9 protein-coding genes are annotated in these 11,825 nt (G+C 66.3%); 3 read left to right on the plus strand and 6 right to left on the minus strand.

Annotation, left to right across the window (positions count from 1 at the left end):
• Positions 1 to 409: 409 nt before the first annotated feature.
• Positions 410 to 1,771 (plus strand): DnaA ATPase domain-containing protein, encoded by a 1,362-nt coding sequence (locus VN419_RS00050; protein WP_325643124.1) that lies wholly within the window; start codon positions 410 to 412, stop codon positions 1,769 to 1,771.
• 253 nt (positions 1,772 to 2,024) lie between these two features.
• Here VN419_RS00050 and tsaB read toward each other — a convergent pair whose 3' ends face one another.
• From tsaB to VN419_RS00070, 4 genes are all read right to left on the minus strand, one after another.
• Entirely contained in the window at positions 2,025 to 2,858 is an 834-nt protein-coding gene (gene tsaB, locus VN419_RS00055; RefSeq protein WP_325643126.1) for a tRNA (adenosine(37)-N6)-threonylcarbamoyltransferase complex dimerization subunit type 1 TsaB, read from the minus strand.
• Complete coding sequence (gene rseP, locus VN419_RS00060; protein ID WP_325643128.1) at positions 2,833 to 3,894, minus strand: RIP metalloprotease RseP; 1,062 nt, start codon at positions 3,892 to 3,894, stop codon at positions 2,833 to 2,835. Before rseP ends, tsaB begins: the two co-directional genes overlap by 26 nt.
• A gap of 119 nt (positions 3,895 to 4,013) precedes the next feature.
• Entirely contained in the window at positions 4,014 to 5,231 is a 1,218-nt protein-coding gene (locus VN419_RS00065) for a 1-deoxy-D-xylulose-5-phosphate reductoisomerase (protein WP_325643131.1), read from the minus strand.
• A gap of 12 nt (positions 5,232 to 5,243) precedes the next feature.
• Positions 5,244 to 6,050, minus strand: coding sequence for a phosphatidate cytidylyltransferase (locus VN419_RS00070; RefSeq protein ID WP_325643133.1), 807 nt, complete (start codon positions 6,048 to 6,050; stop codon positions 5,244 to 5,246).
• A gap of 201 nt (positions 6,051 to 6,251) precedes the next feature.
• Between VN419_RS00070 and VN419_RS00075 the strand changes: the two genes are divergently transcribed.
• Complete coding sequence (locus VN419_RS00075; protein WP_325643135.1) at positions 6,252 to 7,985, plus strand: HD domain-containing phosphohydrolase; 1,734 nt, start codon at positions 6,252 to 6,254, stop codon at positions 7,983 to 7,985.
• 3 nt (positions 7,986 to 7,988) lie between these two features.
• Positions 7,989 to 8,855 carry a GGDEF domain-containing protein gene (locus VN419_RS00080; RefSeq protein ID WP_325643137.1) on the plus strand — a complete coding sequence of 289 codons (867 nt, stop codon included), beginning with the start codon at positions 7,989 to 7,991 and terminating at the stop codon, positions 8,853 to 8,855.
• A gap of 9 nt (positions 8,856 to 8,864) precedes the next feature.
• Here the strand turns inward: VN419_RS00080 and VN419_RS00085 are convergent, their stop codons facing one another.
• Together VN419_RS00085 and VN419_RS00090 are read right to left on the minus strand one after the other, a co-directional pair.
• Positions 8,865 to 11,096 carry an ATP-dependent helicase gene (locus tag VN419_RS00085; protein WP_325643139.1) on the minus strand — a complete coding sequence of 744 codons (2,232 nt, stop codon included), beginning with the start codon at positions 11,094 to 11,096 and terminating at the stop codon, positions 8,865 to 8,867.
• A gap of 13 nt (positions 11,097 to 11,109) precedes the next feature.
• On the minus strand, positions 11,110 to 11,825 hold a 716-nt coding region (locus VN419_RS00090), incomplete at its 5' end, for an alkaline phosphatase family protein (RefSeq protein ID WP_325643141.1).

Genomic DNA, 11,825 nt, shown 5'->3' on the forward strand with positions numbered 1-11,825 from the left:
GTGTGAGGAGCGTGTCAGCGGTAAAATTTGCACCCGTATTCGTATTCTTCAGTCCTTTTGCTGGCTGCGGGGCCGTGCTCCCGGTTGGGGGTATGTTTCACAGGAGTTGGCTTTAGCGTGAAAACTCAAGGAAGAGAAATAGCGTAAAATTTTCCGAAAAACGATGATTCTAGCAGATTAGCATGTTGAAAATATTCTTCACAAGAAGTTTACCGCCTCAGCGCCAAAGCCGGGAAGCCCCGTTTTTCGGGCCTTCCCCATTCCCATTCTTTACGGCTGTAGCTCACGAAATTGTGATGAACATAGTTAAATCAGTTGGTTGTATTGTAGAGAACGCTCCGGGGCTGCTCGCCGCTTCTGACGACTGACGGGATTGTCCGAAAGGCAGCCGGCGCGTAGACCTGCCTCCATGAATGCGGACCTTTGGCAAAAATTGCTTCTCATGCTCGAAAATCGACTGGAACAGGGGTTATACACCCTCTGGATCAGGCCATTGACCGCGCGTGTCGAGGGGAACACCCTCGAACTGCTGGCTCCCAACGAATTCGTCGCCTCCTGGGTGCGCGAACGCCTCATAGACGTGGTGCGCGAGGCCGCGCAGGAGCTGACCGGCAAGCGCGTGGACATCTCCGTGGCGGTGCGCAAGCCTGCGCCTGTGATCGAGTCCGCCACTGTCGCGCCCTCGCGTTCCGGGAGCAGGCCCGGCGCCGCGCCCGCCCTGGCCCTGCCGCTGGACTACCGGCCCAGGCCCATCGCCGATACCCGCTGGCGCTTCAGTTTCGACGACTTCGTTGTCGGCCCCTGCAACGAGCTGGCCTGCGCCGCGTCCAAGGGCATCTGCAACGATGGTCTGGCCGCGGACCATCTGTTCCTCTCCGCCGGTCCCGGCCTCGGAAAAACGCACCTGCTGCACGCCATCGGCCGGCAGCTGGCGGCCAAAACCAACCGCAGCAGGCTGTCCATCGCCTGCCTCTCGGCAGAGGAATTCGCCACCCGCCTGGTGCTGGCCATCAAGGCGCGGGAGGCCGCGCGCTTCAAGGCCGAGTTCCGCGAGTCCGTGGACGTGCTGCTCCTTGAGGACATCCATTTCTTCCAGGGCAAGGGCAAACTGCAGGACGAGCTGCTCATGACCTTGAAAGCCTTGCAGGCGCGGGGCTGCAAGGTGGTGCTCACCAGTTCCTTCCTCCCGCGCGAGCTGGATCAGGTGGACCCGCAGCTGGTGTCCTGTTTCGCCTCCGGCTTCCTGGCCCTCATGGATGCCCCGGACTTCGCCACGCGTGAGGAGATCGTGCGCCGCAAGGCCCGCAACCTCATGGTCCAGGTGCCCGATGACGTCACCGGCCTTTTGGCCGAGCGTTTGACCACGGACATCCGCCAGTTGGAGAGCTGCCTGAACAATCTGGTGCTCAAGGCCCGGCTGCTGGGACAGCAGATCACCACCGAACTGGCCTGGCAGGTGCTGGAGAACTACGCGGCCCAGTCCTCCGCCCCGGACGTGGAGCGCATCGTCAGCTTCGTCTGCAAAAGCTACGGCATCGACGAGGCCGAGCTCAGGTCCAAAAGCCGCAGCCAGCAGACCGTGCTGGCCCGCAACACGGCCTTCTACCTGTGCCGCAAGCATACGGGCCTGTCCCTGTCCGCCATTGGCGAGCGTCTGTGCCGCAAGCATTCCACCGTGCTCAAGGGCATCATCAACGTGGAGCGCGAGCTGAGCCACCAGACTCCGCTGGGCCGCCAGCTGTCCAGCACCATAGGACGCCTTTCCGCGTAAACCACTCCAAAGAGAACGCCCGCAAAGGGCGAAGGTTATAAACCGGCGCGCGCCGGGTCGGCCCCGCTCCAGGACAACCTGGAAGGGGGGAGGAAGCCGGCCCGGCGCTCTGTCGTTTCCGGCCGCAGCACGGGCCCGCCATTATCCGAATGCATACAGGCGGACAGGCCGCCGGACGCAAGCGTATCTGCCGTCCCTCGGGGCGGCTTCAGGCTGATGTCTCGTCTGGTGGGTGGCCGGTGGAAGCGGAGCGTCAGGAAAGGGTGCGGCTGCCGCGCGAGAGAATGGCCTGGGCCTCGGACTGCGTGAGCCCGCGTCCGGCGGCGATGGCGGCCAGATTGTCCTCCGCGTCGGAGGCGCGCAGATACACGGGCTCAAGCGGCCCGGAGCCGAAGTGCGCCCGCGCGGCCAGGCTCAGCAGGGTCTGCGGGCGCGGCGCATCCCAGTCGCGGTGCAGCAGGCGTAAGGAGGGATCATTCGCAGCCAGTTCCTCGAACACGGGAAGATTGCGGCGCAGGCCCCCGCCCAGCACGAACAGCGGCCGGGGCAGGGTGGCGAGAAAAGCCGGAAGTTCGTTCAGGTGCACCACCTGCGGCGGGATGAGGGCGGACGTGCCCTGGAAGGCCTGGGCATACACCTGCCCCCGGCGCGACCAGGCCAGGGCCAGCACCGCGCCTGGGCAAGTCTCGGCGGCCTCACTCGCCAGCAGCTCCAAATGGCCGATGCCCGCGAGCAGCGCGCCCTTGCCGTCTGACGAACCTGCGGCCAGTCCAGCCGCAAGGCCTTCCGCCAGAGCCAGCGACATGCGCAGGCCCGTGAAACTGCCCGGTCCGTGCACGCAGGCGATGCGGCGGATCTCCCCGGCGCCGAGGCCCAGGCCGTCCAGCAGCTGCCGCACCCCGGGGGCCAGGAATCGCACGCTCTGGCCGGGCACGTTCCATTCCTGGGCGGCCAGGAATTCCGCGCCGCCGTCGGCGTCCAGCCGGCCGAGGGCCAGCTGCAGGCGCTCGTCGGCCCCGTTGAGGGCCAAAAGCAGACCGCCCAGGCCGTGCGGGGCCTGGCTATTTGAACAGTCTGCGCAGGTCATTGTAGGTCGCAAAGAGCATCAGCGCCGCCAGCATGGCGATGCCCAGACGCATTGCGGCCGAGCGGGCGCGCAGGCTCAAGGGCTTGCGCGTGATGCCCTCCAGGCCGAAGATCACCAGATGCCCGCCATCGAGCACCGGAATGGGCAGCAGATTCACGAAGCCCAGGTTGGCCGAAAGCGCCGCGGCCAGGGCCAAAAGGCCCACTATGCCTTCCTCGGCCTCGCGGTTGATGAGCTGGGCGATCAGAATGGGCCCGCCGATGGAATCCGCCGGGACCACGCGCTCGACCATCTTCACCAGGGCCGTGACCATGTTCACGATGGCCCGCCAGGTTTCCTTGCCCGAAAGCTGGAGGCTCTGCGCTCCGGAAAGCTCCAGGGTGATGATCTCCTTGGCGGCCACGATGCCCAGCATGGGGGCGCGCACGGTCTCGCCGAAGACGTTCTTGCGCTCGCGCAGTTCGGGAATCACGGCGATGGTGACGCGTTCCTTGCCGCGTTTGAGCTCCATGTGCAAAGGATTGCCTTCGGAACCCTGCACCAGGTCGGTCAGGTCCTCCCAGAAGGTGATGGGGCGGCCGTTCACCGTAAGCACGGAATCGCCAGGCTGGAAGCCGGCGCGCAAGGCCGGGCTTTCAGGCAGCACCTGTCCGATGGTCGGGGCCAGGCCCATCTGTCCCTGAGTGGCGAAAAGCGCCCAGTAGATGCCCCAGGCCAGCAGGAAGTTGAACACCGGACCGGCGGCCACCACGCACATGCGCTGCCACACGGGCCGCATGCTGAAGAGCAGTTCCTTGGGGATCTGAGGCTCTTCCTCACGCTCCGGCGATTCGCCCGCAAGCATGACGTAGCCGCCCAAAGGCACGGCACACAGGCGGTACTCGGTCATGCCCGCCTGAAAGGAGAAGATTTTGGGCCCGAAGCCGAGGGCGAAGGCCTTGACCCCGATGCCGAGCATCCTGGCCACCAGGAAGTGCCCAAGCTCGTGGAAGAAAATCAGTCCGCCAAGGACCAGCACAACGGCGATGACACCCACAAATGCTCCTTCACGCGCCCGGGTCCGGGCATGTGCCTGTTACTGTATGATTCTCGTCCTCATATAAGCAGCGCTGAGCCAAGGTCCAGACCTCGGCCTATGTGTCGTGTCAGGCCGCCTCACTGTCCCGCGTCCGCGCGCAGGCTTTGCCTCGCGTCGGCGTCCACGGCCAGCAGATCCCCGGCCGTGCAGTCCTCCGGCAGGGCCGAGTGTCGGGAAAGCGCAGCCTCGATGAGCCGGGGGATGTCCATGAAGCCGATGCTTCCGGCCAGGAACAGCTCCACCGCGACCTCGTTGGCCGCGTTCAGCACGGCCGGATGGCTGTGGCTGGCGGCGAAGGCCTCCTTGGCCAGGCGCAGGCAGGGGAAAAGGGTCTCGTCGGCCCGCTCGAAGGTCAGCCCGCCCACCTGGGCCAGGTCCAGCCGGGGCATGCTGAGCTCCACCCGGCGGGGAAAGCACAGGCAGTGGGCGATGGGGATGCGCATGTCCGGCAGGCCCAGGTGCGCCAGCTGCGAGCCGTCCACGTATTCCGCCAGGGAGTGCACGATGCTCTGCGGGTGCACCAGCACATCCACCTGGCTCACGGGCAGGCCGTACAGGTGGCAAGCCTCGATGACCTCCAGGCCTTTGTTCATCAGGCTGGCGGAGTCGACAGAAATTTTTGCGCCCATGTTCCAGTTGGGATGATTGAGCGCCTGGGCCGGGGTGACGGAGGCCAGGAAGGCCGCGTCGCGCCCGCGAAAGGGCCCGCCCGAGGCGGTGAGGATGAGTTTGTGCAGCTCCTTGCCGTCGGCATCGGCGTGGCCGCACAGGGCCTGGAACAGGGCGTTGTGCTCGGAATCCACCGGCAGAATGATGGCCCCGCTTGCGCGGGCCGCTTGGCGGATGAGCCGCCCGCCCAGCACAAGGCTTTCCTTGTTGGCGAGGGCGATGCGCTTGCCCGCCTTCGCGGCGGCGAGGGTGGGCAGAAAACCCGCCGCGCCCACGATGGCCGAGAGCACAAGGTCGGATTCCGGTCCGGCGGCGATGGTTTCGTAAGCCTGCGGGCCCACCAGGATCTCCGGCGCGTAGCCCGCGGGCAGGGCCTCGCGCAGTTCGCGGGCGGCGGCATCGTCCAGCACGGCCAGCAGGGCCGGGCGGAAGGCGGCGGCCTGCTCGGCCAGGCGCGCGGCGTTGCGTGCTCCGGCCAGGGCGACGACATGGAAGAGTTCCGGGTGGTCCTGCACCACGCGCAGGGCGCTGACGCCGATGGAGCCGGTGCTGCCGAGGATGGCCAGACGGCGCGGGAAGGGCTGTTCCGGGGCCAGGGGCGGCCAGGCGGAGATGTAGGACTTCATGGGCGCGGGCCTTTAGGGGAAGAAGGGCACGGCCTGCTTGAACAGGGCGTAGCAGGGCAGGGCCAGAAGCAGGCTGTCGATGCGGTCGAGCACGCCGCCATGGCCGGGCAAAAGCGTGCTCGAGTCCTTCACCTGGAGCCTGCGCTTCAGGGCGGATTCGAAGAAATCGCCCATCTGGGCGCCGATGTTCAGCGCCGCGCCAAGCAAAATCCAGGCGGGCAGCGGGGCCTCGCCCAGGAACGCGCCGTACACGGTCACCGCGGCCACGCAGCCCGTGAACCCGCCGATGCTGCCGGCCCAGGACTTCTTGGGGCTCACCTGGGGCCAGATTCTGGCCTTGCCGAAGAAGGTGCCGGAGTAATAGGCCGCCGTGTCCGACACAGCGGTGGAAAGAAGCACCAGGATGATCTCCGGTGTGGAGAGGCCGAGGCAGAATTGCAGCATCAGGGGCAGGTAGAAGACTCCGCCCATGAGGATGAGTTCGTCGAAAAAGTCCGTGTTCTGCTGGTCCGCGCTGTAGCGGAACAGGAAGCGCAGGGCCAGGAACCAGAAGGTGGCGACGAGCACCCACAGGGCGGCCTGGGGCCCGCCGAGTTTGGCGGCCAGCAGCATGGCCGCGCCAAGGGCCACGCCGGTCATGCGCAGGTTCTTGTGCTCCGGTCCGGGCCGGAACATGGCCGTGAACTCCCACTGGCCCAGGGCGCAGACGCATGCGAGCACCGCCAGCACAAATATGCCGCCCTGCCACAGGGCCAGGGCCACCAGGCCCACGGCGAGGCCAGCGGTGAGGATGCGTTGCTGATGGGCGGATGCTGGCACGTGAGCTCCCTGTTGGAGGACTTGCGCGGAACACTTGGCCCCGCGTGACAAAGGCCTTGTACTCCATTCCCTTTCACCGGGCAACCGTGGCGTTCCACCCCCCTTTCCTCCGGCAAATGATCTATGGTATACGTAGAAAAACTGGTGGGCAAAGCCCAGCGCAACGCGGTGCCAGGCCCAGTGCCCGAAGGGGGAAAGCGCATGACCGAGGAGCTTCAGCACCCGGCAGGAACCTGCCCGGCCACGACTCCAGAGCAAGAGCCCACCAGCCCGCAGGAACTTCAGGAGCAGGTGGCACGGCTGACCGAGCATCTGCGCCACCTGACGGACATCGGCCTGGCCCTTTCCGGTGAGCAGAACCGTGACCGCCTGCTGGAGATGATCGTGAGCCTCGCGCGCTCCATCACCAACGCCGACGCGGGCACCCTGTACATCGTGGACGACACGGGCCGGATGCTCGACTTCGTGGTGCTGCAGAACGACACCATGAACGTGCGCCTGGGCGGCACCAGCGGCAACCCCATCACCCTGCCTCCTGTGAAGCTGTACACGGACGAGGGCGCGGAAAACCACGCCAATGTCTCCTCCCACGTGGCCCTGGCGCGCGAGGTGGTCAATATCGAGGACGTGTACTGCGCGGAGGGCTTCGACTTCACGGGCACGCGCCGCTACGACGCCGCAACGGGCTACCGCTCGCGCTCCATGCTGGTCATCCCCATGGAGAACCACGAAAGCGAGATCATCGGCGTGCTGCAGCTCTTGAACGCCAAGGATCAGAAAAGCGGCGAGGCGACGGCCTTTTCGTCCGTGGGGCTGGCGGCGGTGCAGTCGCTGGCCAGCCAGGCCGCCGTGGCCCTCACCAACACGCAGCTCATCCAGGGCCTCAAGGCCCTGCTGTATTCCTTCATGCAGAGCATCGCCGCGGCCATCGACGCCAAGAGCCCGTACACGCGCGGCCACATCGACCGCGTGGTGGACCTGACCATGCGCATCGCCCAGGCCGTGAACGCCCAGGAGGACGGCCCCTTCAAGGACGTGCGCTTGGGCGAGAACGAGCTGGAGGAGCTGAAGCTGGCCGCCTGGATGCACGACGTGGGCAAGATCACCACCCCGGTGCACGTGGTGGACAAGGCCACCAAGCTTGAGGCCATCGTGGACCGCATTGAGCTGGTGCGCACGCGCTTCAGGTTCATCGGCAAGGCCCTGCAGGCCGAGCTGCTGGAAAAGCTGTTGGAGCTGGCCAGCAATGGAGCTTCCCGGCAGGAAATGTTCGCCGTGACCGAGGAGATGGAGCGGCGCAGGCAGGAGCTTGAGGACGACCTGGACTTCGTCGTCTCCTGCAACAAGCCGGGCGAGTTCATGAGCGACGAGCGCATCGAGCGGGTCAAGGCCATCGCCGCGCGCACCTACAAAGACGGCGAGGAGGACAGGCCCTGGCTCACCGAGGACGAGGTGCGGAACCTCTGCATCCGCAAGGGCACCTTGACCGACGCCGAGCGCAAGATCATCGAGGACCACACCGTGGTGACCATCGACATGCTCTCGCGCCTGCCGTTCCCCAAGCGCCTGGCGCGCGTGCCGGATTTTGCGGGTGCGCACCACGAGAAGCTGGACGGCACCGGCTACCCCAACCGCATCGGCGGCGACCAGCTGTCGCTCCAGGCGCGCATCCTGGCCGTGGCCGACGTGTTCGAGGCCCTGACCGCCAAGGACCGGCCCTACAAGGAACCCATGAAGCTTTCCCAGGCCATGAAGATCATGGGCTTCATGGTCAAGGACAAGCACATGGACCCGCAGGTCTTCGAGCTGTTCTTCCAATCCGGGGTGTACAAGGACTACGCTGCCACGCACATGAGCGAGGCGCAGATGGATGAGGTGCCGCCGCCGACCGCGCCGCAGCCGCCCGCGCAACCCGGCGCGGCCAAGGGGGGCTGAGGCATGGATTTCATCCGCGTGATTTACAGGCTGCTGCTGACCGGGGGCTGGATAAAGTACAGGGGCCTTTTTCTGACGCTGGGCATCGCCACGTGCTTCCTCGTGGGCTGGATCGACTACATCACCACGGACGAGGTCAATCTCTCCTTCGTGTACCTTGTGCCCATTTTTTTCACCACGCTGGCGGCGAGGCGCTCCGGCGGGGTGGCCATGGCCCTGACCTGCGCGGTGGTGAAGGTGCTGACCGACGTGTATTCGGACCAGCCGTACGCCCGCTCGGTCTTCTACCTGTTCAACGGCCTGGGGCTGTTCCTGGCCTTCGGCGTCTTTGCGCTGCTGCTGGACATGCTGCGCCAGGCCTACCGCCGCGAATGCGATGTCTTCTGCAAGGATGAGCTGACCGGGTTGCCGAACCGCTTCACGTTTTTTGAGACAGCCGCCAAGGTGTGGGAGAACTGCCGGGAGGCCGAGGTTCCCCTCTGCCTGATCGTGGTGGACATCGACAATCTGAAGGGCTTCAACTGCGACCAGGGCGAGCACATGGGCGACATGGCGCTGCAGGCCGTGGCCCGCGTGGCGGGCAGGACCCTGGCCGAGGATTGCCCCTTGCACCGCATCGGCGGCGATGACTTCGCGGTCATTCTGCCCGCGCACGATGCCCAGGAGGCGCGGCAAACGGCGGCGGCGTTGCAGGAAAAGCTGACGCAGGCCATGCGTGACAAGAAATGGCCCCTGACCTTCAGTTGCTGCGTCATCGCCCTGGGCGGCAAGGCGGCGGATCTGGACGCGGCCCTGCATCAGGCCAGCGCGCTCTTGCGCGCGGCGAAGCAGAACGGGGAGGGCGCGGTGCTGGTCGAGGCTGGCGGCTAGCCCGGAAGGCTACAGCAGCTTCACGTAATCCTTCACAATGACCTTGAGCCCGAAGCCGGGGAAGTTCACCCGGTACTTGTCCGGCGGAATCTCGGCGATGATTTTGCCCTGCCCGAAGATCTTGTGCTCGCACAGGCCGAGCTTCGAGTGCGCCGCGTCCATGGCCGATTTCGGCGGGGGCGCTGCGGCGTATTGGGCGCGGGGCGCGGCGGCGGCGCTCACCGGGCGCGGGCCCGGCTCGTAGTCCGGCTTGCGCACGGGCTCCGGGCAGATGATGGGCGGCAGGTAGCCGTCGTCGCGGGTCATGGCGCCGGGGCGCACCTGCTCGTCTTTCTTGCGCAAGCCGCCGGTGTAGGTCTCGATGTACCGCTCGGTCAGGGCGTCGGGCAGCTCGGTCACAAAGGGGCTGGGAACGGCGGGCTCGCGGCAATTGTTGAAGCGGTTGAACACCGAACCGGGCACCACAAGGGCCAGCTCGTCCTTGGCGCGGGTGCAGGCCACATACATCAGCCTGCGCTCCTCCTCCATGTCCTCCTGCCTCTGCATGGCCTTCTTGGACGGGAAGCGCTCCTCCACCAGGTCGATGAGGATGACGCCGCGCCATTCCAGGCCCTTGGCCGAATGCACGGTGGAGAGCACCACGGCGTTCTCCGTGCGGTCGTCCTCGGCCTGGGTGCCGTCCAGGCACAGGTCGGCCAGGAAGTCCTCGATGCTCTTGTAGTTCACCACGATCTGCGAAAGTTGCTCAAGCCCGGCCTGGCGCTTGGGATAGTCGTCGGGGTAGAGCGTCACCAGGGTGGGCGCGTAGAAGCTCATGGCGCGGTCCAGGGCCGCGGCCGGGGCGTGGTTCAGCCTGCGCAGGGCGTCCAGCTCCCCCAGAAGCGGGTTCAGGTCCGGGAAGCGCTTCTTGTGCTTGTCCAGCCCCGCCGTATCGCCGGAAAGCAGCGCCGTGGCGATCTTGCCCGCGGTTTTGCCGCCCACGCCCTTGAGAAAGCCCAGCACGCGCTGCCAGGCCAGCATGTCCGCCGGGTTGGCGGCCAGGCGCAGGTAGGCCAAAATGTCCTTCACGTGCGCGGCCTCGTGGAAGCGCACCCCGCCGTATTTGCGGTAGGGCAGCCCGGCGCGGGTGAGGGCCACTTCCAGCGGATAGGACTGGTACCCGGCGCGGAAGAGCACGGCGATTTCGTGCAGGGGGTGGCGGCTGGCCATCTCGGTGATGAGCCCCACGGCCTGGGTGGCCTGAGACTGGTCGCTCAAGGTCTGAATGATGCGCGGGCGCAAGCCGCCGGTGCGTTCGGTGAACAGGTGCTTGTCGAACTTCTGCTGGGCCCCGGCCAGCACCACGTTGGTCAGATCCAGGATGGGCTGGGTGGAGCGGTAGTTCTGCTCCAGGCGGATGATCTTGGCGTTCTGGAAGTGCTGCGGGAACTCCAGGATGTTCGCCACCACAGCGCCCCGGAAGGCGTAGATGGACTGGGCGTCGTCGCCCACGGCCATGACGTTGCCCGCCTCGCCCGAGAGCAGGCGCACCAGCCGGGCCTGCACCAGGTTGGTGTCCTGGTACTCGTCCACCATGACGAAGGGATAGCGGCGGCGCAGGGTGTCGCGGATCTCCGGGTGCTCCAGCAGCAGGCGTTCCAGCTCGAACAGCAGGTCGTCGTAGTCCATGAGGCCCTGGGTGCGCTTGGCCTTGGCGTACTCCTCGGCCAGGCGCTCTATGTCCGCCTGATAGGGCAGCAGGTGGTAGGCCTCGCGGTCCAGAATGCCGCCGATGGTCAGTTCCTTGTTGCGGCTCTTGGTGATGGTGTCGGCCAGGGTGGCGCGCTTGGGATAGGAGCGGTCGCCCCGACCCAGGTCCAGGTGGGCCTTGAGTTCGCCCAGCAGATCCTCGGAGTCCGACCGGTCCATGAGGGTGAGGCCCTGCGGGTAGCCCGCCTCAAGCGCGTGGCGGCGCAGCACGGAATAGGCGAAGGAATGGAAGGTGCCGCCGCTGGCCCCGGTCAGGGGGCGGCCCAGCACATGGCCCGCGCGGTGCAGCATTTCCTGGCTGGCGCGCCGGGTGAAGGTCAACAGCAGAATGTTCTCCGGCGAGACGTGGGTCTCGACCAGATGCGCCAGGCGGTAGACGATGGTGCGCGTTTTGCCGCTGCCCGCGCCCGCAATGACCAGGACCGGCCCGCCCATGTGCATGGCCGCTTCACGCTGGGCCGGGTTCAGCTCGCGCTCGAAATCTATCGCCATTCGCTCAGTCCGTTCATAGAATCAGTCCGCCTCGCCTGTGCTGGGTGCTGTCGTCCTGGCCAAAATATAGCAGCGCCAATCGTCCGGTGTCGCGCAGACGCATGACCCGCCCGTCGTCCTGCGTGTCCGAGAAAAACACGTCGTCCGGGCAGTGCATGCCGAAGCGGCCAAAATGCCCGAATACTTCCGCGCGGTCAAAGCGCGCCTTGAGGTCGAAGCCGTGCTCGGGCACGCAGATGAGATCCGGAGCGCTGCCCGTCCCGATATCCGCCCCATACAGCTCGCGCCCGTCCAGCACCTGCTTCATGACCCTGCGGCCCTGCCAGGTCAAGCCTTGCAGCAGTTGCCGCAGCTCCGCCAGCAGGCCCGGGGCCTCTTCCTCGCGCACTGTGCCCCGGGCGAAGCGCACCCGCCGGTGCAGCACGATGCGCCCCGGATCAAGGGCAAAGGCCCGCGTAGCGTCGCCGATGACGCCCGCGTCCCATTCGTCGCGCGCCGGGCGGCCAAATTTCAAGAACCCGGCCTCGTACAACACGCGGTTCAGATCCACCTCGGTCTCAAGCGCGCAGAAGCCGTGATCCGCGAAGGCGATGAGCCGCTTGGGCTCCGGCAGGGCATCAAAGCGGTCCAGCACCTCGCCCACCAGCTGGTCCCACTCGCGCAGGAAGGCCAGGCAGGCCCCGTGCAGCGGGTGGCCCGCGTCCTGAACCGCGGGGAACAGAAAATGGA

The organism is Humidesulfovibrio sp., assembly GCF_035560995.1.
GTDB lineage: Bacteria > Desulfobacterota > Desulfovibrionia > Desulfovibrionales > Desulfovibrionaceae > Humidesulfovibrio.

Bases quoted from the DNA above. Each gene is read 5' to 3' on its own strand.
- VN419_RS00065 (WP_325643131.1), bottom strand. From the start codon at position 5,231: ATGAAGTCCTACATCTCCGCCTGGCCGCCCCTGGCCCCGGAACAGCCC.
- tsaB (WP_325643126.1), bottom strand. From the start codon at position 2,858: ATGACCTGCGCAGACTGTTCAAATAGCCAGGCCCCGCACGGCCTGGGC.
- VN419_RS00050 (WP_325643124.1), top strand. From the start codon at position 410: ATGAATGCGGACCTTTGGCAAAAATTGCTTCTCATGCTCGAAAATCGA.
- VN419_RS00085 (WP_325643139.1), bottom strand. From the start codon at position 11,096: ATGGCGATAGATTTCGAGCGCGAGCTGAACCCGGCCCAGCGTGAAGCG.
- VN419_RS00075 (WP_325643135.1), top strand. From the start codon at position 6,252: ATGACCGAGGAGCTTCAGCACCCGGCAGGAACCTGCCCGGCCACGACT.
- VN419_RS00080 (WP_325643137.1), top strand. From the start codon at position 7,989: ATGGATTTCATCCGCGTGATTTACAGGCTGCTGCTGACCGGGGGCTGG.